A 24,247-nucleotide genomic window follows, 5' to 3' on the forward strand; every position below is an offset into this window, starting at 1 on the left:
TGGCGGGAATTTTTTACAATCGGTGCTCGCGGCGGCTTTTCGCGATCGCCATCCAGACCCGCTCCGCGGTTGCCGGCATGTCGATATGGTCGATGCCATACTCACGGTAGAGACCGTCGATAATCGCATTCACCACCGCAGGACACGAGCCGATCGCGCCCGCCTCACCCGCCCCCTTGACGCCAAGCGGATTGGTCTTGCACGGCACGTTGTGGGTTTCGAACTTGATCGACGGGCCGTCGGCGGCGCGCGGCAGCGCGTAATCCATGAATGTGCCGGTCACGAGCTGGCCGTCGGCAGCGTCATAAACCGCGGCCTCCATCAGGGCCTGCCCTATTCCCTGAATGGTGCCGCCGTGAACTTGCCCCGCCAGCAGCAGCGGATTCAGCGTCACTCCGAAGTCATCGACGATGACGTAATTCACCACGTGGATCACACCGGTCGCCGGGTCGATTTCGACTTCGGCGATGTGCGTGCCGTTCGGATAGGTGCCGTCCGCGCTGCTGAAGGTGGCGCTTGCGTTGAGCTTTGACGGATCGGCACGCTTGGCGAGGTCGGCGAACGAGATCGTGCGGTCGGTGCCGACAATCCGGATCGCTCCATCGCGAAATTCAAGATCGCCTGCGCCGGTTTCCAGCGCGTCTGCGGCAATCTCTTTCAGATTTTCACCAAGCTTGCGCGTCGCCCGTTCCACGCTGACGCCGCCGGACGGAATCGAGCTTGAACCGCCAGTGCCAAGACCGGTCGGAATCTCGTCGGTGTCGCCCTGATGGATATGCACACGCTCCGGCGCGATTCCGAACTGCTCGGCGACGAGTTGCGCATACGCGGTCTGATGCCCCTGCCCGCTGGACTGGGTGCCGATCAGAATGGTGATGTCCCCATCGGGATCGAGCCGCACCTGCGCGGTTTCCTCGCCCATCGTGCCGCAGACTTCGACATAGGTGCCCATACCGATGCCGCGCACAAGGCCCTGTTTCTTCGCCGCCTTGGCGCGCCTGGGAAATTCCTTCCACTCGGCAATGTCCATGGCCCGCTTCATGTGCGCGGCGAAGTCGCCGGAGTCATAAATCTTGCCGGTGGCGGTTGTGTACGGCATCGCGCGCGGAGAAATGAAATTCTTGCGGCGGATCGCGTCCGGCGTCATGCCCAGCTTGCGCGCCGCTGCATCGACCAGGCGCTCGACCACATAGGCGGCTTCCGGGCGTCCAGCGCCGCGGTAGGCATCCACTGGCACGGTATTGGTGAATACAGTGCGGACGCGGCAATGAAACGCCTGAAGATCGTAGAGGCCCGGCAGCATGCCTGCGCCGCCATGCGGAATGTACGGCCCGAAGGTCGAGAGATACGCTCCCATGTCGCCCATCAGGTCGACGTCCATGCCAAGGAATTTACCGTCCTCCGCCAGCGCCATGCGCGCCGTGGTGACATTGTCGCGTCCCTGCGCATCCCCGACAAAATGATCGGCGCGCTCCGCGGTCCACTTCACCGTTTTCTTCAGCTTGCGCGCGGCGACTGCCGCGAGCGCATACTCGCGGTAAGGAAACAGCTTGGTGCCGAAACCGCCGCCGACATCCGGACAGATCACCCGCATCTTCTCGACGGGAATATTGAGGACGTTCTGGCAAAGGATATCGCGCAGGCGGTGGCTGCCCTGGCTGCCGATGGTCAGCGTCAGATGATCGCGCTTCGCATCATACTCGCAAACCACCGCGCGAGTTTCCATGTAGTTCGTCACGATGCGCGGGTTGACGATGGTGACTTCCGCCACCGCGTGCGCCTTGGCGAAGGCGGCCTCGGCTGCTTTCTTGTCGCCGATCGACGTGTCGAACAGAACGTTGCCGGCATGATCGGGCCAGACCTGCGGCGCATCCTTCTTCACCGCATTGACCAGACCGATGGCGGCTGGAAGCGCCGTCCATTCGACCTCGATCACCTCAATGGCGTCGCGTGCCTGCTCCACAGTGTCCGCGACCACGAAAGCGACGGCATCGCCAACGTGACGCACCACGTCGCGCGCGAGGATCGGATACGGAGGCCCCGTAAAAGGCTCGTCAGGCAGGTTGAACAGACAGGGAAGACTGCCGAGATCCTGGATGTCGTCGGCGGTGAGAATCGCCCCAACGCCGGGGAGCCCTCTGGCACGCGACACATCGATCTTGAATTTTGCATGGGCGTGCGGAGACCGCAGCACCAGGGCATGCATCGCCGCCGCCGGCGTATAGTCGTCCGTATAACGGCCCTTGCCGCGAATGAGCGCGTCGTCTTCCTTGCGCAGGACGCTCTGCCCGACACCGAATTTTACGGGAGCCATGCTATCTCCGGCTGCAATCTGGAACGTTTCTAACGTCCATCATGCAGCGGAATGGAAGGAAGCGCAAATGGCTTACCCGCGAATCAGCGCTGTCAGCCATCGCTTTCCGAACAGCAGCAACACGCTGCCGCCGTAAACAATGACGCCGACCACGATCAAAATTCCGAGAGCGGTTTCATCGCGAAGCGATGTCATCCCGGCCAATGCTGTCGCCGCCCAGCGGGACGCGAGCCACAGGGCCGCAGCCAATACCACACCCGCTGTCGCGAACTTCGCCAAGGACACAAGAAAAGCCCGATCGAACACGAAGAACTTGCGGCGCACCGCAAAGAGCACAACAAGCAGCAGATTCACCCATGCGCCGACGGCCGTGGCCAGCGCGAGCCCGATTTGCGCCAGCGACCCGACCAGCGCGAGTTTCAGCCCGACATTGACGGCCACGCCGGTGAGCGCAGCCTTGACGGGTGTCGCGGTGTCCTTGCGGGCATAGAAAGTGGCGACGGCGCTCCTGATCAGAACAAATGGAATGAGTCCGACCGCGTAGGCCGCGAGCGTCGCACCGGCGGCGGCCGCATCGGCTTTCGAGAACGCGCCCCGCGCAAACATGGCGCGCATGATGACATCAGGAACGACAAGAAAGGCGGCGACGAAGGGGACCGAGAATAGCAATGTGAAGTCGAATGCGCGCCGCTGCGAAGCAATCGCGCCCTCATGATCGCCGGCGGTAATTCGCCGTGACATTTCCGGCAGCAGCACGGTGCCGATGGCAATGCCGATTACCCCGATGGGCAACTGGTTGAGCCTGTCCGCATAATACAGCGCCGATAGCGCACCGGCGGCCAGGAACGTCGCAATGATCGTATCGGCGAACAGCGCGACCTGCGTCCCCATCGAACCCAGCGTCGCAGGACCAAGCGCGCGGAAGAACCCGCGCACATCTTCATCGAGCTTCAGCGAGGTGAACTTGGGGAGAATACCGTGAACCTTGGCGTCGCCTGCAAGCAGGACATATTGCAGGAAACCCGAGATCAGCACGCCCCATGCCGCCGCATGTCCGGCGGTCGGAAAGAACGCGGCCAGCGCCAGCGTCGCCATCATCGACAGGTTCAGGAAGATCGGAGCCGCCGCCGCGCTGGCGAACCGGTGCATGACATTGAGCATCCCGCCATACAGCGTCACCAGCGTGATCAGCAGCAGATAGGGAAACGTGATCCGGGTGAGTTCGATCGCAAGATTGCGCTGCGCCGGATCGTCGGTGAAGCCCGGCGCGAGGATCGACATCGCCTGCGGCATGAAAACCATCGCCAGGACCAGCAGCACGACCTGCGAAACGAACAGCAGGGTGAAGATGCGATCGCTGAACAGCTTTGCCGCGGCCTCGCCGCGCTCGCCATGGACATGCGCATAGGCCGGCACGAAGGCGGCATTGAAAGCCCCCTCCGCAAAGATCGCCCGGAAGTGATTGGGGAGCCGCAGCGCCACGAAAAAGGCATCGGCCAGGGGGCCGGCGCCGAGGATCGCCGCAAGCATGATGTCGCGCGCGAACCCGGTGACCCGCGAAAGAAGGGTATAGCCGCCGACGGTGAAAATGCGTCCGAGCATCCGCTAGTCCTACCGCATGATGTCCCGTTCGCGAACCGGTGAAGTCCTGACCTGCCCCGTCATGGCCGGATTTATTCCGGCCATCCACGTCTTTTTGACGTTGCCACCAAGACGCGGATGCCCGGGACAAGCCCGGGCATGACGATCATCTGGCAGTTCTGGCAAAATTCAGGATAGCGCGTCGCGCACAGCCTTGATGACGCGGTCCTGCGCAGCCTGATCGAGGTAGGCATGCATCGGCAGGCTGATGACATCCGCGGACAGTTTCTCGCTGACCGGGAGCCCGCCCTCCACGGTCGGATAGTGCTTGTAGGCCGTCTGCTGGTGCATGGACTTCGGATAGTAGATCGCGGTCGGAATGCCCTGCGCCTTGAGGGCATCGGCGAATGCCTCGCGGCCGCCCTTGGGCAGGCGGATGGTGTACTGCGCCCAGGTCGACACATTGCCGTCCGCCACACGCGGCGCGATCACGATGTTATGCAGCGCATCGAAATAGCGGTTCGCGACCTTGTTACGCGCCTCGATCTCGTCGTCGAAAATCTTCAGCTTCTCGATCAGGATCGCGGCCTGCATGGTGTCCAGCCGCGCGGTCAGACCGAGACGGACGTTGTCGTATTTCTCGGTGCCCTGCCCGTGTACCCTGATGCTTCGCAGGCGCTCGGCAAGATCGGCATCGTTCGTGAAGATGGCGCCGCCGTCGCCGTAGCAACCGAGCGGCTTGGCCGGAAAGAAGCTGGTCGCCGTCGCCAGACCGAACGTGCCGAGACGCTTGCCCTTGTAGGTGGCGCCGAAGGACTGCGCGGCGTCGTCGAGCACGAACAGGCCTTCGCTCCTGGCGACTTCGGCAATCGCGTCATGGTCCGCGCTCTGGCCGAACAGATCGACCGGCACGATCGCTTTTGGTTTCAGGCCGAGCTTGCGGGCGGTGGCGATACCCTTCTTCAGGGACGCGATGTCCATGTTGAACGATGCCTCATTCACATCGACAAATACCGGCGTCGCACCGGCAAGCGCGACCACTTCGCCGGTGGCGCAGAAGGTGAACGATGGACAGAGCACCGCGTCTCCGGGGCCGATGCCCTGCGCCATCAGCACCATCAACAACGCATCCGTGCCGCTGGCGCAGGCGACCACGTGCCTGGCGCCGCAGAACGCCGCCAGATCGGCTTCAAGCTGGGCGACCTCGGGACCGTTGATGAACTGGCAATGGGTCAACACGCGCGCAACGGCGTCGTCAATCTTCGTACCGAGGCGGCGGCGCTGCGCACCGATGTCGATAAAAGCCACGGGTTCTGATCGCAGATGCTGGTTCATGGTGCGTGCCGAATCCATTCCGAAAGATGTTCGATGTTGCCGTCAGCTTGCGACGGCGCGCGGTCCCTTGCGCAGCGGCGCGGCAATCGAGCCGGCCGGAGCATCGAGACACTTGATCGCGATTTCGAGGCTTGCGACGCCTTCGTCGCCGGTGACCGCAGGCGCATTCCCGCTGCGCACGGCATCGAGGAAGGCAACCAGTTCGGCGCGCAGAGGCTCGTCATGGCCAACCGACAGATGCCGCATCGAGTAGCTGCCGTCGCGCTGGAAACCGAAGCATTCGGTCACCTGCCGCGTCAGCAAGTCGCCCTGAACGTACTTGCCGCGCGTCGCCACGGTGACGCTGCGCGCCTTGAACGGCGTCAGCCAGTTGGTGTTGATATGCGCAAGCACGCCGGAGGCGGTGCGGAACTGAAGCAGCGCGATATCTTCGCGCTCGGCAACAGCGCTCGCAAGCTGCGGCTGCACGTCAACGATGTCGGATTCCGTAAACCAGCGGATCAGGTCGATGTCGTGGACCGCGAGATCGATCACCACGCCGACATTGGACATGCGCGGCGGAAACGGGCCGACGCGGGTAATCGCAATCGACAGAATTTCCTCATCCTTGATCGCCTGCTTGATCGCCGCCACCGCCGGATTGAAGCGCTCGACGTGACCCACCATCAGCGTGACGCCGGCGCTGCGGGCGGCGGTGACGATCTCGTTCCCTTCCTCGACAGAAGACGCGATCGGCTTCTCGACGAGGACGTGAATCTTTCGCGCGATGCAGGCGAGCGCAACATCGCGGTGGAGATGCGTCGGCGCGGCAATGGTGACCGCATCGGGTCCGGTGTCGAGCATCTCTTCAAGAGTCGCGAAAGTCGGGCAGCCAACGATCTCTACCGCGCGGGTGCGATGCGCCTGAAGCGGATCGACAATGCCGACAAGTTCGACACCGGGCAGACCGGCAAGCACGCGGGCATGATTGGTGCCCATGACACCCGCGCCAACAACGCCAATGCGCAGCGCCTTTTCATTGCCAGCCGTATTCTTCGTCGACGCCGTCGAACTCATCATCTGATTCCTTGAAACCGGGCACGAGCCACCTGCCCACTCGCCGCAAATGTCCTAGCATGCCGTCACATGTGTGGCGAACGAACGAGCCCGGAATTCGGACACGTTTTGATTCAAAGAATTACATCGGCGGCCGGCGTAACCCGTTGAAAACTGGAATATTTCCAGAGGGATTCCGGTTTACGAGCGCCGGTAGTCGTCCTCGATGCGGATGATGTCGTCTTCGCCGAGATAGCTGCCGGTCTGGACCTCGATCAGTTCCAGCGGAATCTTGCCGGGGTTCTCCATGCGATGGACTGCGCCGATCGGGATGTAGATGGACTCATTCTCGTGAACCATCTTCTGCATCTCATTCACCGTCACCAGCGCCGTGCCGCGCACGACGATCCAGTGTTCGGACCGGTGGTGATGCTTTTGCAGCGACAGACGCCCGCCGGACTTTACGATAATCCGCTTTACCTGATGACGCTCGCCGATATCGAGCGACTGGTATGACCCCCACGGCCGATGCACCTTGATATGGTCTTCGGTCACCTGCGGGGCCACGGTTCGCAGCTTGCCGACCAGCCGCTTCAGACCGTTGGGATCGTTCTGGCGGGACACCAGAATGGCGTCCTGCGTCGCCACGACAACAAGATCGTCGACGCCTTCCAGCGCGACCAGTGCCTTGTCGGTCGAGACATTGCAGTTGCGCGAGTCCTCGAACACCGTCAGCCCCTGCGAAACATTGCCGTGCTCGTCCTTGTCCGACAGCTCCCACACCGCGTGCCAGGAGCCGACATCGGACCAGCCACAATCAACCGGCACAACGGCAGCCTGGGTGGTTTTTTCCATGACGGCATAGTCGATCGAGATCGGCGTCGCTTTCCCGAACGACTCGAGCGGGAGCGTGACGAAATCGAGATCGCGGCCGGCGTTGGCCACCGCATCGACGAGCGTGCTGACGCTGTCGGGATCGACGCCGCGGTATTCATCAAGCAGCATCTGGGCGCGAAACATGAAGTTACCGCAGTTCCACAGATAGCCGTCGGCAACGTAGCCCGCCGCGGTCGCGGGGTCCGGCTTCTCGACAAATTTCGAGACCTTCCGAACATCACCGGACACAACCTCGCCGGGCCGGATGTAGCCGTATTCGGTCGCGGGCCGCTCCGGCAGAACACCGAACGTGACGATGCTGCCGGCATTCGCAACGCTCAGCGCTTTCCGGCAGGCATCAACGAACGCAGCCGCATCGCGCACCACGTGATCCGCGGCCAACGCCAGCACAACCGCATCCGGATCGCGGGTCAGCGCGAAAGCCGCGCCGGTGGCGATCGCAGGGCCGGAATCGCGCCGTGCCGGCTCGAGAAGGATATCCGCTTCGAGCCCGATTTCGCCGAGTTGCTCGAGCACCATGAAGCGATAGGCCGCATTGGTAATGACGATGGGCCGCACGAACAGCTTCGGATCGCTTACGCGAAGCATCGTTTCCTGAAAGGTGGAGTTCGAACCGAACAGCCGAAGGAATTGCTTGGGACGCCCTTCGCGCGAAGCCGGCCACAGCCGCGTGCCTGCACCGCCGCACATAATCAGTGGAATAATTCGCTCGCTCATGCGTCCTCAAAATGTTTCAGAGGCTTATAGCCGATGATAGTCGCGAAACCACGCCGAGAACCGCGCGATGCCGTCTTCGATCGTGGTGGAAGGACGGAAACCGACTTCACGCATCAAATCATCGACATCGGCGTAAGTGGCAGGCACATCACCCGGCTGCATCGGCAGCATGTCCTTGACCGCGGTGCGTCCGAACTCCTTTTCAAGGAGCGCCACGACCTTGAGCAATTCCTCGGGATGATTGTTGCCGACATTGAAAACCCGCCAGGGCGCGGCGCTCGTCCCGGGATCGGGAGCAGCGTCCGGCGCCTTGGCCTGTCCCTTGGGCGCGTGATCGATCAGCCGCACGATGGCTTCCGTCACGTCATCGACGTAGGTGAAATCGCGCTGCATGTTGCCGTGATTGAACAGCTTGATCGGCTGCCCCTCAAGAATGGCCTTGGCGAACAGGAACATCGCCATGTCCGGACGGCCCCACGGCCCGTACACCGTGAAGAACCGCAGGCCGGTCGAGGGAATGCGGTAAAGATGGCTGTAGGCATGCGCCATCAGTTCATTCGCCTTCTTCGAGGCGGCATAGAGACTGATGGGATGATCGACGCTGTCGTGCACCGAGAACGGCAGCTTGGTATTGGCGCCGTACACCGATGACGACGACGCGTACAGCAAATGGCGGCATGCATTGTGCCGGCAGCCTTCAAGGATATTCGTGAAGCCCTGAAGATTTGCGTCGACATAGGCGTGGGGATTTTCGAGCGAGTACCGCACACCCGCCTGTGCCGCGAGATGGATGACCACGGGAAAGCGGTGGGTGCCGAACAAGTCCGCCACGCCAGACCTGTCGGCGAGATCGAGCTTGACGAAGCTGAAGGCCGGATCGTTTTTCAGCACGTCGAGGCGCGCTTCCTTCAGTTTCGGATCGTAGTAGCTGTTGATGTTGTCCAGTCCGACGACACGGCGGCCGGCCTGCAAGAGTTTCTGTGTGACGTGGAAGCCGATAAAGCCCGCGGCTCCCGTAACGAGTATTGTCTCATCCGACATTCTTTTCACCATCCAGCAATCAAGGGCGCCACAACTCGATGCCGGCGGGCAGCCTGTCGCGATCGAGCCGCATCTTTACGTCGAGAACGAGACCGCTTCCGCCCTTCAACAATTTCTGGATCATGGGCCATCCCGCATCGACGTAAGTCTTGTGGGCGACCGCGACGATGATTGCATCGGCGGGCTGCAACGAACCAGAATCAATCAGCTTCACACCATACTCGTGCATGGCATCCGCAGGGTCTGCCATCGGATCGCTGACCTGCACATTGAGGCCGAATGACTCCAGTTCACGGATAATATCGACGACACGTGAGTTGCGCGTATCCGGCACATCTTCCTTGAAGGTCAGTCCGAGAATTGTAACGATACCGCCGCTACTCTTACGCCGCAGCAGACCTCTGATGCATTCGCGGGCAACGCGCTGGCCCATCCCGTCATTGATGCGGCGCCCCGCCAGAATAACTTCAGGATGATACCCTGCCCGCTCCGCACGATAGGTCAGGTAGTAGGGATCGACGCCGATGCAGTGTCCGCCGACGAGACCCGGCTGAAACGGCATGAAATTCCATTTGGTGCGCGCTGCGGCCAGCACGTCGCCGGTGTCGATGTTCAGAGCCTGGAAGATCAACGACAGCTCGTTCATGAAAGCGATATTCAGATCGCGCTGCGTATTCTCGATCACCTTGGCAGCTTCCGCGACCTTGATGGACGGCGCGCGGTGAATGCCCGCGGTCACAACCGACCCATAGACGTCGGCGACGATGTCGAGGGTTGGCGCGTCCTGCGCCGACACTACTTTCATGATGGTCTCGAAGCGGTGCTGCTTATCACCGGGGTTGATACGCTCGGGCGAGTAGCCGACCTTGAAATCAGTTCCTGCCTTGAGGCCGGATGCTTTCTCCAGAAGCGGCACGCATTCGTCTTCGACAGCGCCCGGATAAACGGTCGATTCATAGACGACGATATCGCCCTTCTTCAGCACGGTGCCGACCGTGCGTGAGGCAGCGAACATGGCGCCGAGATCAGGCTGGCGCGCTTCATCGATTGGTGTCGGAACCGTGACAATGAAGAAGTCGGACGAGGCCAGCGCACTCACGTCGTGCGTGAACGAAAGCGACGCATGGCGCAGATCGGCCGCCTCGACTTCGTTGGTGCGATCATGAAAATTACACAGTTCAGTGATGCGCCGCTGATCGATATCGAAACCGGTCACCGGAACCCCGGCGCGGGCAAAAGCGGCCGCGACCGGCAATCCGACATAACCCAGTCCAATGACCGCAATTTTGCGCCCGTGTGTCACGCGTTTCCGTCCCCAAGCCTCAACAGGCGTCACCACGCCAGATGCCCCGAACAAGCCGCCCTCTTTAGCCGCCGTGCGGCGGCGGCGGCAATAGCGGACCTTACCTATTGCCAGAACAGCCCTAAAGCCATACCAAGACCCCTGAAAAGGGCCCTCAAGCGCTGTATTCAGCGCTCCTTGTCAGATATTCAGCAACATTAACCATCGCGGTCCGGAATGCGCGGATTTCTCCTTCTTGCCGCTCGAATACTGGTGTCGGCGGCGCTGCTCTATATCGCGTTTCGCGGCATCAATTTCGCAGCGATCCAGTCCCGCCTGAGCCAGATCAGCCCCGGCTGGTTCTTGCTCGCCGTGCTGGCGACGATCTTCCAGATTTTCCTTGGCGCGCTGCGCTGGCGCGAGATCAGCGCGCGATGCGCCGCACCGCTCGGGACAGGTCAGGCCTTCCGTTACAACATGATCGGCGCGTTCTTCAATCAGACGCTGCCGTCCACGATCGGCGGCGACGCGATGCGGCTCTGGCTTGTACGGCACACGGGTGCAGGCTGGCGCGCCGCCACTTACTCAGTTCTCGTCGACCGCGCCATTGGTCTGATCGCGCTTGCGCTGATCGTGGTCGCGAGCCTTCCGTGGAGCTACGACCTGATCGGCAGTCCGCGCGGACGCCTCGCGCTGCTGCTGGTCGACGTTGCCGCAATCTCGGCCGGCCTCGGCTTTCTCGTTTACGGCGCGCTGCGCTGGAACTGGCTCAAGACCCTCTGGCCGCTGCGCCACATCCATGCCTGCGCGGTGATCGCCAATCAGGTGATCTTCAACCGCAGCAGCGGACCGAAAGTTGCCGTCCTCTCGTTACTCATTCATGTGATGGCCGTGGTGATCGCCTGGTGCGCGGTTCGCTCTATCGCCGCTCCGGCGGCCTTCGAGCAATTGTTCCTGCTGGTGCCGCCGATCATGCTGATCACCATGCTGCCGATTTCGATCGCCGGCTGGGGGGTGCGCGAGGCGACGATGATGGTTGCGTTCGGCTATGCCGGTCTCGCGCCCACCGACGGCACCGTGGTGTCCCTTCTGTTCGGCGCGTCATCCTTCGTCGTCGGCGCCATCGGCGGGCTGATCTGGATTCTCAGCGCTGAGAAGACGTCCGAGATATCCCATGCCGTTCCCGAGGGCGAATAACCGCTCTGCGCTGGCCAGGCCAGCGCCATCAGTGCGCAAGATATAAGGCTAGCGGCCTTGCTTCTCGACCACGGTCAATAGACGAAAGCCGAAATGGCGGCCAAGAACGCCCTCGGCATGCTTCTCGAACCACAGCATCCCCCGCGCCATCGGCTCGGTCATCAGCGACCATGGCCTGAATCCGCCGCTAAACGGATAGGCGACAAACGAGAACCATTGCGTTTCGCTGATTGTCAGATCCGGAAATTTCGCGTGGAACTGCTCGCGATAACTGGTCGCCAGCAATGTCGGGATCGCCTGATTGGAATCGTAAGGGTCGCGCGATCGATCCGGAGCCCCCTCCAGCAGCGGGTTCGCATCCATCTGCACAGGCTCATGATGCAGCAAGCGATAGAACAGCCTGCTTCCCAGCGTAATGCCCGGCTCCGCCATGATGATCCGGCCGCCCGGACGCAACACGCGCGATGCCTCGCGAAACAACAATGCCGGAAATTCGATATGATGAAGCACGTCGAGCATCACGATGTTGGACAACGCACCGTCGGCAAATGGAAGCTTTTGCGCATCGGCCACCAGATCGAGCCATGGCGCGAACTGAATGTCCGACGAAATAAGGTCGTCGATCCGTTCCTTCAGATTGCCGATGCCACCACCGATTTCAAGAGTCGTTCCCGAAACGGTACGGCTGGCTATCCGGTCGAAAATGTCATTATAGACGGCCCGCAGAACCGGTTTTCGCTCCCAAATCGAACGATAGTCGTCAAGAACACCGGACATTAATTTTTTTACTTCCATTTCCTCACCCGATCGAAACACATTCCATGCTCGCTCGATATTGCCACCAAGCCGGTCACTTTTATATCCCGGCGCCTCATTTTACTTTGAGAAGCCGGTCAAGCGCGCACCGCGGCCGTGGCGCTTTAAAAGAAGGATCGACGCGCCTCTCTCATCGGATTAATAGTCAGAAAGCGGTATTGCCGGGGAAAAAATGCCAACCCACCCTCATTCAACAGCACTTAAATAATTCATTTTCGGTTGGGGAAACTTCGATGAAACGCGCAGCGCTGCGGCTGGCATTGGGAGCGGTGCCGCTCTTGCTAGTGTGGGGTCTTTTTGAACTGCAAACGCAGTATGGAACGCTCCGATACCTAAATCCAATATCCCGATATGTCACTCTTGCGGTCGCTGTCGTTCTGCTTTGTGAAAGCATCGCTATTCAGAAAACACGCGCTGCCTGGCCTGCTCAACTGGTCACACTATTCGATGCGACGACGGTCGCTATAATGATTGTATCTTCCGCTGCGGCGCTTTGCTTTCTTGCCGTTTTGATCAATTGGTCGAATGGAGGCACTCAAGACGTTAGCGCGATTGGCGGCGTTTTACCTTATAGCGATGCTGCCGGCTATTTCGAGGGAGCGGAGCGGCTTGTCTACGACGGGACTTTAACACCGTGGAACGAGCGGCGTCCACTCAACGCAGCTTTTTTGGCAGCGCGACTTATTTTGACCGGCAATAACTTTTTCAGCGCCCTGCTCATTCAGGCGTTGCTCGCTGCCATCGCGCTTTTCTCATCGACATGCGCTATATATCAAACCCATGGCAGATCGGCCGGGCTCGCGTTCTTCGTGCTCAACTTCTCATTTCTGAGTTGCTGTCTCCATAGGACGTTGAGCGAACCGCTCGGGATCAGCTTAGGACTTTTTAGTTTCGCCCTCTTATGGAGCGGGGTTGCCAACAAACGTCTATCGCTATACGCGCTCGGAACTTTTGCGCTGGCACTTGCCTTGCTGGCGAGAGCCGGCGCAATGTTTGCGTTACCTGCATGCGTAATATTCGCAGCACTGTTTTTTTCAGCGAATTGGAAACGCCGAGTTAGCAGCATACTCGCCACCACCATCGCAATTGGGATCGCATGGCTTGTCAATCATGTCATCATCCTTCTTTACGGAACGGCTAATGGCACGCTTCTTTCAAACTTCTCCTACACAATCTACGGCTTGTCACAGGGCGGCACCAACTGGGTTCAGGGATTAACAGATTTCCCGCAACTAGCCGGGGCCGATGACGGCAAAATAGCAAACTTCCTTTACCAAAAAGCCTTTGAGGCCATCGTAACGAAGCCGTATTTGCTGATTTGGGGACTAACAAAAAGCCTCGCCTTAGGAATTGCAACGTTTCCCGCCCACATTCTTCGCTTAATTGCAGATGGATCCGATGGCGGGTTGCCATGGCACACGATCCACGTCGTCGTAGCCGGCATCCTTGTTTTGCCGTTGCTTGGCGTTGGCATTTTCAACCTCATTCGGTCGCGCAACGATCTCGACCGATTTCATTATTTCCTCATCGTGCAGCTGCTCGCGTTTGTCGGCTCATTACCGTTTTTCTATCTTGACGGTGGCATTCGACTTACAGCCGCGACCTTCCCTTTCACCGCGGCAACGATGGCCATCGTTCTGACGGCGCTTCGACCGCCGGTGGTCATTCGCCCAAAAAAACAGGTGAGATCAATTATCGGAATCTCGGCTTTCTCTGCCGTCGCCGTAGTCGCGATCGTTTCAATGCTCGCGCCTAAACTCAATCAACTCAACCAATCCGCGGTGATAGCCACCGGCCATCAATGCAAAGCAAATGAAACGGAACTTGGCATCCGAATTGGATATGGATCCGCACGAATCAATATCTTGAACGACTCCAATAAACCCAGCATCGCTCCAAATATCCGGCCGACTGATTTTTGGGTTTCGGAGGCAAATGAAGCAAAGCAGACGTGGCGATCTCTTTCCGCGCCCGCCACGGTGCTGCTCGCGTATGATACCCGCTCAGAATCGTTGCGGCATGTTCTTGGTCCGGTGGGCTTTGCTGACGGCCCTTCCAAGTTCACTACGTTCTGCGCGCAGACCAAAACTTTATTCACTGAAATCACGCGAGCAAATTAGCCGGACAGCTTCGATTGAAATTCGGCGCTGCCGACGCGTCAGCTAACGACGGCGGACGGCGCACGAAGAATTCCCATTCGATCTCGCAGCCTTGTCCGCACCGGACGCTCCACGACATAAAAAACGACTGCCGATACGGCAATGATCGGCAGAGCCGTAACGAAAAAAGCGTCGACCCGTCCGATCTGGGGCAAGCCCGCATATCCGATCTTCTCGAACAAACGACGAAGAACAATCAAAACCGGAAAATGTACCATGTACACGGAGTAGGATATCTCTCCCAGCCAAACCAATAGCGCGCATGAAAGTATTCGCGACAGCAGTCCACTGGATTCTGCTACACCGGCGATTGCGACAGCCAGCAGACCAACCGACAGAAACTCCGAAAGTGCCATCGAGCTGCAGACGAGAAAGGCCGCAAACGCGCCCGCCCCGATCGCATCGCCTGACCATCGTCCCCGACCAAATCGCGTATCGAGACTCAACCCACGACATAGCGTCGCGCCGCATAAAAACTCGCCAGCTACCCGCGCCAATGCGGGCACTCCAACCCAACTACTAAGCGGCCAGCCGAACAGAACGAAAGCACCAGTCATCGCCATCAGGGAGATCGCCGCCAGAACGAGCGCCGAATTGCCATTGTTTATTCGAGCCAAGAGCGGCGCAAGTGGGGGGAACATCAGATACATGAACCATTCCACGCTGATCGACCAAGAAGGCACGTTCCAGGTTGGAATATTGCTCACACCCCACGCCTGCACCAAAAGAAGATGCCATATCAAGTCAACATATTCCCAACCCGCCCCATTGAATTCAAGGTGAGCGGACTTCGCTATGCTGATCATGCAGATCAGACCGAACAGTACGGTTACGTGTACGGGATAAAGCCTGACGAGGCGATGCCACAGAAAGATGCGGACTGCGCGCCAACTTGGCTCCCTGAGGTTTGCCAGATAGACGTGCGTAATAATAAATCCCGAGAGAATGAAAAACAAATCCACCCCCAAATGCCCCTGGCCGAGGAATGGCAAGAACGTCTTAATCTGCGATGGCTCTGTTTGATCGGTATGGATTCCGAGAACAAGAAGAGCAGCCACAGCCCGCAGACCTGTCAATGCGGGTATCTGCTTGGGGAGAACGTAGGGCCTGTATGGGACTATCTCGGCAACGACCATAGACCGGCATCTCCTACGGAAACTATACACCGAGCCAATACGAAGAGTTGTCGATTGGCAAAATTCCCAGACGCCTCAGATCGCTTTGATCTTGAAGAATGCGAACACCACCATTCTCAGCAACATCACGCCATGCCGGAAACGCGAAATCTGTGTTTCGCCATAGGACCGGGCGGCATAGCGGATCGGCAGATCGATCGTCTTAAGATTGAGCTTCGACGCCCCGAAAATGAGGTCGAAATCACCGAACGGATCGAAGTCTCCGAAATAGGCCTTGCCGTCGCGAAGCCGGTAATAGTCCGACCGCCGCATCACCTTGGTCCCGCAGAGGGTGTCGGTATAGCGCTGATTCAGCAGCCACGAGAACAGATAGGAAAATATCTTGTTCGCGATCAGGTTGAGAAAGCGCATGGCGTCATCCTCAAGCGGGTAAACGAGTCGCGAGCCGTTGATGAATTCGCCCTTCCCCGATTTGATCGCCTCCCAGAATTTCGGCAACTGCTCGGGCGGCATGGTAAGATCGGCGTCGAGGATCATCAGGACGTCGCCGCGAGCCACATCGTAGGCTGTGAACACGGCGTCCGCCTTGCCCTTGCCGGGCTGGCGCATCAGCTTGATGTCCTTGTCCGGATACGCCGCCTTGACGCGCTCCATCTCCTCGAAGGTACCGTCCTTGCTGTGACCTTCGATAAAGATGATTTCGATGTCATCGCAGAACTGCGGCAGCCGCTGCACCGCAGGCTCGATGTTTCCACGTTCGTTGCGCGCAGGAATCACGACTGTCGCCGATTTGAGGTCCTCCCTCGCCGCCGGCCATGACCGGCAAACAGAGTAATGACGCAAGGCGAAGAAACGGAATACGGGCAGAACGCTGATAAAGCGGTTAATCAGATGCCCGAGGCCAAACAGCGACACAGGCATCAGCATTCGCTGCTCGGATTTCACCGGCTCATAATCGGCAAGTTGAGCGATGGCCGCGACATCGGCAGGCGCCAGTGCATTCTGCGGCGGCAACGGCATGCGCCGGCCGATCCATTCCGCGAACTTGAGCACCGGTTGCCACAGATGCGAGAAGTATCCGATCACGACACGTGTCTCGCGCGTGCAAAGCGGATGAAGCTGTTCGAGAAACTTCTGGCAATCGTCCAGCGATCCGATCGCGTCGAGAACAAGAATATAGTCGAAGGGACCCTCTACCGACGCGATCGTGGCGGGATCCTCAGCGTCGCCAACGACAAATGTCAGATCTGGATGCCGCTCGCGAGCGATGCCAACCAGCGCAGGGCTGAAATCAATGCCCACGCCATGGGCAGGCTTGAGCGCTGCGAGCGTGTCGCCGATGCCGCATCCGATTTCAAGAACGCGCGCATTCTTCGGAATCAGGAACCGCAGATAGGCTTCATCCTCACCATGAAAAAATGAAGCTTTGCTCCGCCACTCGGGGCGCGAGGCTGCATATTCCTCCGAATGAGCGAAGATCGCCTGCTTGTGGGCAGAACCAGAAACTATCAACATTTTACTGCATGAAATCCAGAGATGACAAAGCCTGTAAAAGGCCCGTTTCGGGCGAACTTATGCGCTGACAATCGGGTTTTCACAAGCTTCGTAATGGCCAATTTGGTCCGATTGGCGCCGCTTTTGCAGTTTGCGTCGGCAGCCAATATTTCGCTATAAGCCGGTGCGTAACCGCGATTTATCGCCATGACTAGATCAAGTCGAGACCGGCTTTCGATGATTGCCCAAGCACATATTCTGCGTCGGCTGCCGGCCCCATAACTATGTGTGGAATCGCGGGCTTCGTCGCCGACCCGGCGCACCGATCAGCAGCCGACAAAATGAGAGCCGTCGCGAAAGCGATGGATTTCAGTCTGGAACATCGTGGCCCCGATGGCCACGATGTCTGGATCGACGACGATGCTGGAATTGCCCTGGTTCACAGGCGGCTCGCGATCGTCGATCTCTCGCCGGCCGGCCACCAGCCAATGCACTCCGCCGATGGGCGTTACATCATCAGCTACAATGGCGAGGTGTATAGCCATCTGGCGATACGCGCGGACCTCGAAGCAGCCGGCCATCAATTCCGCGGCCACTCGGACACCGAAGTCATCCTCGAGGCGGTCGCTGAGTATGGCATCGCCGCCACCGCCTCCCGGCTTATCGGGATGTTCGCGTTTGCCATCTGGGACAGGAAAGACCGCACCCTGACTCTTGTGCGCGACCGGCTAGGCATCAAGCCTGTCTACTGGATGCACACCGATGGACTGTTCGCCTTCGCTTCGGAGCTGAAGGCGCTGCGCCAGCATCCGGACTGGACACCGCGCATCAGATCCGACGCTGTCGCCTCATTCATGCGGCACAACTACATCCCGGCTCCGCACACAGTTTATGAAGGCGTGTTCAAGCTGGAGCCCGGCACAATTCTGACATTGCCGTGGGGCGGAAAGCCGAAGCTGGAAAAGTTCTGGGACGCCAGAAAAATCGCGATCGAGGGCGTCCAAAATCCCCTGAAGGAAACCGATGCAGCGCTCACGGACCGCCTTGAAGCCCTGCTCATAGACGCCGTCGGAAAACGAATGATGGCGGATGTTCCGCTTGGTGCGTTCCTTTCCGGAGGCATCGATTCATCGACAGTCGTTGCGCTGATGAAGGCCGCCAATTCCGGCCCGGTGAAGACATTTTCGATTGGTTTCGAGCAGGCCGCATTCAATGAAGCGCCGCACGCCGCTGCAATTGCACGTCACCTTGGAACGGATCATACCGAACTCACGGTGACTGCGCGCGAGGCGCTGGATGTCGTGCCGAAGCTGGCGGACATGTTCGACGAGCCGTTCGCGGACTCCTCCCAGATTCCGACCTATCTCGTTTCCGCCATGACCCGCAAACACGTCACCGTTGCGCTGTCTGGCGACGGCGGAGACGAGCTCTTTGCGGGATATAATCGTTACCAACTGACCTCTCGTTCATGGCAAGCGCTTTCGCTCATGCCGGAATTCGCTCGCAACGGTGTCGCTGCCGCGTTGACCTCTCAACCGACCGAGCGCTGGGACAGGCTCTCGAAAGTCCTTCCTCGCAGCCTCACACCGCCACAACTCGGCGACAAGATTCACAAGGTTGCATCCGTACTGAAGCTCCGCGATGCGGACGCTCTTTACCGCCGCCTTGTCAGCCACTGGGAGCCAACAGCTCTTATGGCGGGAACTGAAGAAACCCGTGGCATCCTTTGGGATGAATCGGTGAGAAAGGATTTTCCGGATCTGCTGGACAGAATGCAGTTCCTCGATCTCGTGACCTATTTGCCAGACGACATCCTCACGAAGGTCGACCGTTGCAGCATGGCGATCGCGCTTGAGGCGCGAGTCCCCCTGCTCGATCATCGCGTGGTCGAACTCGCCTGGCGCCTGCCTCATTCTGTGAAAATCCGGGGCGGCGTCACAAAATGGCTCCTGCGGCAGGTGCTTTACCGGCATGTTCCCCGTGAACTCGTTGAACGCCCCAAAATGGGTTTCGGCGTTCCGCTTGCGGAATGGTTGCGGGGACCGCTGCGCGATTGGGCGGAGAACCTGCTGTCGGAACAGCGGCTGGCGGAAACCGGTCTTTTCGATGTCGCCCTGGTTCGGCGCTACTGGCACGACCATCTGTCCGGCGCCAGAAACTGGCAGTATCTGCTTTGGGATCTGCTGATGTTCGAAAGCTGGCGGGAACGCTGGGGCTGAGCTATCGATCAGACAGTCTTGTAACGCACCTCGGGAATGTTGCGCGGCAGCGCTCCCTGCATTAATCCGCGATACAGGGCTTCATACTTTTCTGCACATGTGCTCGACAGAAAATGCGCTTCAATGCGCTTGAGGCCAGCATCACCGTAACGCTGGCGCAATGCTGGATCACCCGCAAGCTGAACAATCGCTTCCGCGAATGATGCGGGATCATGCGGACTGACGACAAATCCGGTGTCGCCATCGACGACCGCCTCGGCATTGCCTCCGACGTTCGTCACAATCATCGGAAGGCCGGCTGCCATCCCTTCGAGGATCGTATTCGAAAAACCTTCCTGGTGCGAACTCAGCAATCCGACATCGCTCGCCGACATCAAACCGGCGACATCTGAGCGCAGTCCGAGAAACGAGATGTGCTTGTCGATGTTCAGTTGGCTGGCAGCCGCTCGCAGTTCGGGTTCAATGCCATCGTCCCGCCCGACGACAAGAAGATGCCAGGGCTGACCGATCCGGTCATGCGCGAGGCTGAAAGCCTTGATGAGATCCAGATGTCCCTTGTAAGGGATAAGATTGGCAACAATGACAAATACCAATGTCTTGTCGTCAAGCCCGAGCGAAGATCGAACAGCGATGCGATTGCCGGCGCTCTGCGGAATTTCAATTCCGTTGTAGATGAGGCCAAGCCTGTCTTCAGGGACCCCTTCTTCGTCACGTAACTGACGGACGACCGCCATGGAGTTTCCGAGGATGGCAGTCATCCCGCCGTGAAGTTTCATCTCCAGCCAGCGCATCATCGGGTAACCACGCTGATAGACGTTGAGGCTTCTGCGGCTCATGACCCGGATTTTTACGCGCGCCAGACCGGCGGCGACCGCACCGATCAAATATGCCGCGGGCAGAAAAAAATGCACAATCCTCGGTCGCGTTCGCAGCATCACGTAGGTGAGATGAACCGCCGCAAGCGCCGATCGCATTGCACGAGATATGGACGACCCTTCGGAACCGGCGCGGCTCCCAGGAGGGACAAAAACGGTGACGCCGCCCTCCTCCAGCACCCCACGGAGAGGGCCATCCCCGGCCAGGCTGTAAACGCAGACGCCGTGCCCCCTGCCGACCAGGGCGCGCCCCACAAGCGACAAATGGCGCTCCGCTCCCCCGATGCCGAGGTTGCTAATAACGTACAAGACTTCAGGCATTTCGGGCGATTTCGAGGGTCCGCGGGGCATACCTCTTTGTACTGGATCAGGCATGCTTAAGTCGATAATGAGAGTGAACTAATCCAATAGAGAGCCGCACCTCGGCAACCGGTCAAAACCTTTTGTCCATTTTTTCCACCTCGGTGATCAGCCACCCTCCCGCGACATCTGCGGACGGCTTGGGAGCGAACGACGTCCGATGAGCGTGAGATTCATCTTCGGATCATCGGCGGGTTACCTGGCAGTTACTATAGCCGACAATGCGGCCAGGCTCCTGTTGCTCCCCTGGATGACTCGTATTTTGACCCCTGCTGACTACGGGGTCATGCTGCTTATCGGTAACGGTGCCGCTTTGATCAATTTACTGTTCGGCTTCGGTTTGGCACAGGCACTGCCAACACTATTCAGCAATGCTGAAACGGACCCCTCCCGCCGTGCTATCAGCACTACAATCATCCTGTCGATCGGCGGCATACTTTCTGCCTTGTACCTAGCGACCGCACTGCTTTCGCGCGAAATATCCGTATTCTTTCTTCACACCCCTTCATACAGCGGCGTTATCGCTCTGGGGGCGCTGTCCGCGTTTCTGAATGCTTGCTCGCTTTGTCTTGCCATCATCGTTCGATTGACCGAAAAGCACAAACTCTACCCGATAGTTCAGATCCCGGCTTTGATTCTGCAAGTCAGCTTAATCGGTTGGTTTGTTGCTTCAGCCTCATTGACCATCAAAAGCCAATATATTGCCACCACTCTTGCGGGACTGTTTACAACGACCGCATACCTATTTGTCTTGAGGTACTGGCTAACCGGCCAGTTTCAGATACGTAAACTCACTGCCGCAAGCCGTATCGGTCTGCAAATGCTGCCTTGGCAGATTGCTGTATTGCTAGCTACGAGCTCTGCGGCATTCTTTTTGACGCGCGCGGGCCACGTCAATGATAGCGGCCTGTTTCTGGTTGCTTCCGGAGCCGCTGGACTTCTCGTAGTCGTGTCCGGCAGCTTCGAGAGCGTCTGGACACCGTTTGTCCTGCGACGCAAAGACGAACCTGACATTGCTAAAACTCAAATTCGCATTTTCTCGCTATACTCAGCGACGCTCTTAATGGCCGCAGCAATGCTTTGCGTATTTGCCCACGAACTGTTTGTTGTTCTGGCGGGACCAGCTTTTCGCAGCGGATATCTTTTTGTACCCGGCCTGGCGATCGCCTATTGTCTGTTCTGTTTTGTAAACGGATTTGCTCAGGGGCTTCAGGCAAGGCAGCGCACGATCCATTATGCATGGATCGGAGCTATTGCATCTGTTGTATTCTTTGCAGCCGCCCTTTCTCTGACTGCAAACTTTGGTGCATGGGGAATCATTGTCGCCATGATCGGAAGCTTTCTGGTCATGCTTATTCTGCTGCAGCTGGCCTCAGCACGCTTCATGCCGGTCGCATATCCTTGGAGCCGCCACTGCCTGATGTGGCTCGTCGCAGCTGGCATAGTCGCTTGCGTTTTTCCACTTGAACTCGGCTGGACCAGCGCAGCATTAAAGCTTCTGGCTTTGACATGCATCACGGCGCTGCCGCTCCTGTTCGGGGCTGTCCGCGTGGCGGACTTGCGCACCGCAGGGAATACGTTGCACGCGATGATCCGCTAACCGGATTCATTCTCAAAACCGCTACCGGACTATCTTCCGTAGGATTATTTTGGCGGCGCTAAACGCGCTCTGAAAAGGGAGAGCTAGCATCTGCACAAAAATTTTCCCCCACGACGGAAGCAGCATCTCATCGAACCCAGATGTCGATAACGACTGAGAATATACTCTAGGCGTAGTTGAAGTTCCTTTGATCAAAAAGCCCCCGGCACACGGCATCGGAATCATTTTTTCGGATTTATCGGCCAAAAACTCGTTCACCGCGCTTGTTGCCCCTGGACAAACAGACGAACCGTAGTCATCGCAAACAATAATTCCTCCTTTATTCATTCGCGGGTAAAAGAATGCCAAACTATCAAGTGTCGGTTGATGAAGATCGACGTCGATATGAACAAAGGAAAATCGCCGGCTCGCAACTTCTTCAAAACGCGACGGGATCCATCCTCGATAAAACGTATAGGCACTAAATTCTGCAAGATTGCGCGCTACAATCTCTTCACTACGGGCTAATCCGCCCTCCTGCCAATACGTTCCGTCGGCACCATCTGGCCGAGAAAGTCCCTCGAATGAATCAAAGATATGGTGCTGCCGCCGCCCTCTATTTGCTTTGCAAATCAAATAAGAATCCGCACCCTCAAAAGCTCCGCATTCTGCGGTATCGCCTTCAACATCCTCGGTAAGTCGTATCAATTGCCATACAAGCCATCGCCGCTCGCTGTTCCAAGAATTCAGTTCATCGAACCTGCTTAGATAAGCGTTGAAATCCTCATCGTGAATCCAGTCCATTTGCGGCCATTTGAACCTGTAATGCGGATATAGGATCGCTCCAATCTTCGCGAGCAACACAAATCGATAATCAACTGCGAGCGGCATGATCTAGAATTTCCAAGGTTGACAGCAGCCAAATGCGGCAGCCATTTCCTTATATCTGAATCAGAAACCCCGCACCACGAATTCTCCTCTCGTGAATCGTGTTTACAGCGAGCAACTGCTATCTTGGCTGTGGAATCGTAATAGCCTCATTCGATACTTTCGGGAGCTGCATCTTGGAACGCTCACTCCGAGTTGCCTGTGTGATTGCGGGCATGCAAGCCGGCGGCGCTGAGCGGGTGATGGCCCAGCTTTGCAATCATCTCGCCGAAAGAGGCGATGAAGTTACCCTTGTGACACTGGGCTCTGCTTCTGAAAAACCATTCTACGAGATTTCCAGCGCAGTCCGACGACGCCCTCTCGGCCGTTTCGCCGAAGGTGCAGGTGTCGCCCGAATTATTAGAGTGGCGGCCTGGATAGCCGCCTTGCGGCGAAATCTCGCCGCGCTCCGGCCCGACCTCGTAATATCGTTTGTCGACCTCACAAATGTCATGGTGCTGCTGGCTACCCGCGGCCTTAATATTCCCGTCATCGTTTCCGAGCGTATCGATCCAGCAGCTTATGCTCATCGCCTGTCTCGTATCGATCAGGCTCTCCGACGACTGACGTATCCTAGCGCAACCCGAATAGTCGTTCAAACGCGCCGCGCTGCGAAATTCTTCGAACACTCACTTGTAGAGAAGATCGTTACAATTCCAAACCCAGTACCATTCGCTAGTGTGACCGCGCGCCCTGATCAGGCGTCACCTGAAGGCCGCTTTCGAATTATTGGTATTGGCAGACTCGATCACCAGAAGGGGTTCGACATTTTGATCGAGAGCTTCGCAATACTTTCAGCAAGATTTCCCGATTGGGACGTCGTGATTTTCGGGCAAGGACCAGACCGCACGGCTCTGCTTGACCGTATCGCATTCCATGGACTGGAAGGCCGGATAAGACTGATGGGTATTTCCCCTGATATCGAGAGCGAGGCCGCGCGCTCGCACCTCATGGCGTTTCCGTCTCGCTATGAAGGCTTTCCCAATGCTCTTGCTGAGGCCATGGCTGTTGGCCTTCCGGCGGTGGCCTTTGAGAATGTGAGCGGCGTTGAAGAGCTGGTTATATCCGGGAGGACTGGCATTCTCGTTTGCCATGATCAAGAAAGGAATGAGGGAGAAAAACTAACGTTCTCCGATGCCCTCCAACAATTGATGACGTCGGCCGAATTGAGGACTCAAATAGGTACAGCGGCCAAGACTAGCGTCCGTCAATTTGGACCCGAAATCGTTTTCAGCGAATGGGACAAGCTCATTTCAGCCGCTCTACAGCACGATAAACTTTAG

The 24,247-nt window shown here is 58.2% G+C and carries 17 protein-coding genes; 5 read left to right on the forward strand and 12 right to left on the reverse strand.

The window, feature by feature from the left end; all coding sequences use genetic code 11:
* Window positions 1–13: 13 nt before the first annotated feature.
* The 7 genes from AC1RM7_RS07450 to AC1RM7_RS07480 all read right to left on the reverse strand — a co-directional run bounded on the left by AC1RM7_RS07450 (window position 14) and on the right by AC1RM7_RS07480 (window position 10,223).
* Window positions 14–2,314 (reverse strand): xanthine dehydrogenase family protein molybdopterin-binding subunit, encoded by a 2,301-nt coding sequence (locus AC1RM7_RS07450; RefSeq protein ID WP_492839370.1) that lies wholly within the window; start codon window positions 2,312–2,314, stop codon window positions 14–16.
* Between the two features lie 72 nt (window positions 2,315–2,386).
* Complete coding sequence (gene murJ / locus AC1RM7_RS07455; protein WP_006021485.1) at window positions 2,387–3,916, reverse strand: murein biosynthesis integral membrane protein MurJ; 1,530 nt, start codon at window positions 3,914–3,916, stop codon at window positions 2,387–2,389.
* A 168-nt stretch (window positions 3,917–4,084) separates the two neighbouring features.
* Window positions 4,085–5,230 (reverse strand): DegT/DnrJ/EryC1/StrS family aminotransferase, encoded by a 1,146-nt coding sequence (locus tag AC1RM7_RS07460; protein WP_024918897.1) that lies wholly within the window; start codon window positions 5,228–5,230, stop codon window positions 4,085–4,087.
* A 42-nt stretch (window positions 5,231–5,272) separates the two neighbouring features.
* Window positions 5,273–6,286, reverse strand: a complete 1,014-nt coding sequence (locus AC1RM7_RS07465) for a Gfo/Idh/MocA family protein (RefSeq protein WP_024918896.1) — start codon at window positions 6,284–6,286, stop codon at window positions 5,273–5,275.
* A 180-nt stretch (window positions 6,287–6,466) separates the two neighbouring features.
* Window positions 6,467–7,879 (reverse strand): mannose-1-phosphate guanylyltransferase/mannose-6-phosphate isomerase, encoded by a 1,413-nt coding sequence (locus AC1RM7_RS07470; protein WP_024918895.1) that lies wholly within the window; start codon window positions 7,877–7,879, stop codon window positions 6,467–6,469.
* 24 nt (window positions 7,880–7,903) lie between these two features.
* Window positions 7,904–8,920, reverse strand: a complete 1,017-nt coding sequence (locus AC1RM7_RS07475; protein WP_024918894.1) for an NAD-dependent epimerase — start codon at window positions 8,918–8,920, stop codon at window positions 7,904–7,906.
* 19 nt (window positions 8,921–8,939) lie between these two features.
* Window positions 8,940–10,223, reverse strand: a complete 1,284-nt coding sequence (locus AC1RM7_RS07480; protein ID WP_024918893.1) for a nucleotide sugar dehydrogenase — start codon at window positions 10,221–10,223, stop codon at window positions 8,940–8,942.
* A 216-nt stretch (window positions 10,224–10,439) separates the two neighbouring features.
* Here AC1RM7_RS07480 and AC1RM7_RS07485 point away from each other — a divergent pair, with 216 nt between their 5' ends.
* The gene (locus tag AC1RM7_RS07485) at window positions 10,440–11,399 is read left to right on the forward strand and encodes a lysylphosphatidylglycerol synthase transmembrane domain-containing protein (RefSeq protein ID WP_024918892.1); all 960 of its coding nucleotides are present in this window, start codon (window positions 10,440–10,442) and stop codon (window positions 11,397–11,399) included.
* Between the two features lie 48 nt (window positions 11,400–11,447).
* On the opposite strand, the gene AC1RM7_RS07490 is transcribed toward AC1RM7_RS07485, so the two are convergent.
* A complete protein-coding gene (locus AC1RM7_RS07490; protein WP_024918891.1) occupies window positions 11,448–12,176 on the reverse strand; it encodes a class I SAM-dependent methyltransferase in 729 nt (242 codons plus the stop codon).
* Window positions 12,177–12,448: 272 nt separating this feature from the next.
* On the opposite strand from AC1RM7_RS07490, the gene AC1RM7_RS07495 reads away from it, so the two are divergent.
* Window positions 12,449–14,335 (forward strand): hypothetical protein, encoded by a 1,887-nt coding sequence (locus tag AC1RM7_RS07495; RefSeq protein ID WP_024918890.1) that lies wholly within the window; start codon window positions 12,449–12,451, stop codon window positions 14,333–14,335.
* A 38-nt stretch (window positions 14,336–14,373) separates the two neighbouring features.
* On the opposite strand, the gene AC1RM7_RS07500 is transcribed toward AC1RM7_RS07495, so the two are convergent.
* Both AC1RM7_RS07500 and AC1RM7_RS07505 read right to left on the reverse strand, forming a co-directional pair.
* Entirely contained in the window at window positions 14,374–15,510 is a 1,137-nt protein-coding gene (locus AC1RM7_RS07500; protein WP_024918889.1) for an acyltransferase family protein, read from the reverse strand.
* Between the two features lie 75 nt (window positions 15,511–15,585).
* Window positions 15,586–17,025, reverse strand: a complete 1,440-nt coding sequence (locus AC1RM7_RS07505; protein WP_024918888.1) for a glycosyltransferase — start codon at window positions 17,023–17,025, stop codon at window positions 15,586–15,588.
* A 263-nt stretch (window positions 17,026–17,288) separates the two neighbouring features.
* On the opposite strand from AC1RM7_RS07505, the gene asnB reads away from it, so the two are divergent.
* Entirely contained in the window at window positions 17,289–19,223 is a 1,935-nt protein-coding gene (gene asnB / locus AC1RM7_RS07510; protein ID WP_024918887.1) for an asparagine synthase (glutamine-hydrolyzing), read from the forward strand.
* An 8-nt stretch (window positions 19,224–19,231) separates the two neighbouring features.
* Here asnB and AC1RM7_RS07515 read toward each other — a convergent pair whose 3' ends face one another.
* Window positions 19,232–20,419, reverse strand: a complete 1,188-nt coding sequence (locus AC1RM7_RS07515; RefSeq protein WP_034460909.1) for a glycosyltransferase — start codon at window positions 20,417–20,419, stop codon at window positions 19,232–19,234.
* A gap of 199 nt (window positions 20,420–20,618) precedes the next feature.
* Between AC1RM7_RS07515 and AC1RM7_RS07520 the strand changes: the two genes are divergently transcribed.
* A complete protein-coding gene (locus AC1RM7_RS07520; RefSeq protein WP_024918885.1) occupies window positions 20,619–22,058 on the forward strand; it encodes a lipopolysaccharide biosynthesis protein in 1,440 nt (479 codons plus the stop codon).
* Between the two features lie 21 nt (window positions 22,059–22,079).
* Here the strand turns inward: AC1RM7_RS07520 and AC1RM7_RS07525 are convergent, their stop codons facing one another.
* On the reverse strand, window positions 22,080–22,928 hold the full coding sequence (locus AC1RM7_RS07525) for a TylF/MycF/NovP-related O-methyltransferase (RefSeq protein ID WP_024927796.1): 849 nt from the start codon (window positions 22,926–22,928) through the stop codon (window positions 22,080–22,082).
* Window positions 22,929–23,101: 173 nt separating this feature from the next.
* On the opposite strand from AC1RM7_RS07525, the gene AC1RM7_RS07530 reads away from it, so the two are divergent.
* The gene (locus tag AC1RM7_RS07530) at window positions 23,102–24,247 is read left to right on the forward strand and encodes a glycosyltransferase family 4 protein (protein WP_152544096.1); all 1,146 of its coding nucleotides are present in this window, start codon (window positions 23,102–23,104) and stop codon (window positions 24,245–24,247) included.

It is taken from the genome of Afipia sp. GW822-FHT03D08, assembly GCF_058801645.1.

Bases quoted from the DNA above. Each gene is read 5' to 3' on its own strand.
- AC1RM7_RS07450 (WP_492839370.1), bottom strand. From the start codon at position 2,314: ATGGCTCCCGTAAAATTCGGTGTCGGGCAGAGCGTCCTGCGCAAGGAA.
- murJ (WP_006021485.1), bottom strand. From the start codon at position 3,916: ATGCTCGGACGCATTTTCACCGTCGGCGGCTATACCCTTCTTTCGCGG.
- AC1RM7_RS07460 (WP_024918897.1), bottom strand. From the start codon at position 5,230: ATGAACCAGCATCTGCGATCAGAACCCGTGGCTTTTATCGACATCGGT.
- AC1RM7_RS07465 (WP_024918896.1), bottom strand. From the start codon at position 6,286: ATGAGTTCGACGGCGTCGACGAAGAATACGGCTGGCAATGAAAAGGCG.
- AC1RM7_RS07470 (WP_024918895.1), bottom strand. From the start codon at position 7,879: ATGAGCGAGCGAATTATTCCACTGATTATGTGCGGCGGTGCAGGCACG.
- AC1RM7_RS07475 (WP_024918894.1), bottom strand. From the start codon at position 8,920: ATGTCGGATGAGACAATACTCGTTACGGGAGCCGCGGGCTTTATCGGC.
- AC1RM7_RS07485 (WP_024918892.1), top strand. From the start codon at position 10,440: ATGCGCGGATTTCTCCTTCTTGCCGCTCGAATACTGGTGTCGGCGGCG.
- AC1RM7_RS07490 (WP_024918891.1), bottom strand. From the start codon at position 12,176: ATGTCCGGTGTTCTTGACGACTATCGTTCGATTTGGGAGCGAAAACCG.
- AC1RM7_RS07495 (WP_024918890.1), top strand. From the start codon at position 12,449: ATGAAACGCGCAGCGCTGCGGCTGGCATTGGGAGCGGTGCCGCTCTTG.
- AC1RM7_RS07500 (WP_024918889.1), bottom strand. From the start codon at position 15,510: ATGGTCGTTGCCGAGATAGTCCCATACAGGCCCTACGTTCTCCCCAAG.
- AC1RM7_RS07505 (WP_024918888.1), bottom strand. From the start codon at position 17,025: ATGTTGATAGTTTCTGGTTCTGCCCACAAGCAGGCGATCTTCGCTCAT.
- asnB (WP_024918887.1), top strand. From the start codon at position 17,289: ATGTGTGGAATCGCGGGCTTCGTCGCCGACCCGGCGCACCGATCAGCA.
- AC1RM7_RS07515 (WP_034460909.1), bottom strand. From the start codon at position 20,419: ATGCCTGAAGTCTTGTACGTTATTAGCAACCTCGGCATCGGGGGAGCG.
- AC1RM7_RS07520 (WP_024918885.1), top strand. From the start codon at position 20,619: ATGAGCGTGAGATTCATCTTCGGATCATCGGCGGGTTACCTGGCAGTT.
- AC1RM7_RS07525 (WP_024927796.1), bottom strand. From the start codon at position 22,928: ATGCCGCTCGCAGTTGATTATCGATTTGTGTTGCTCGCGAAGATTGGA.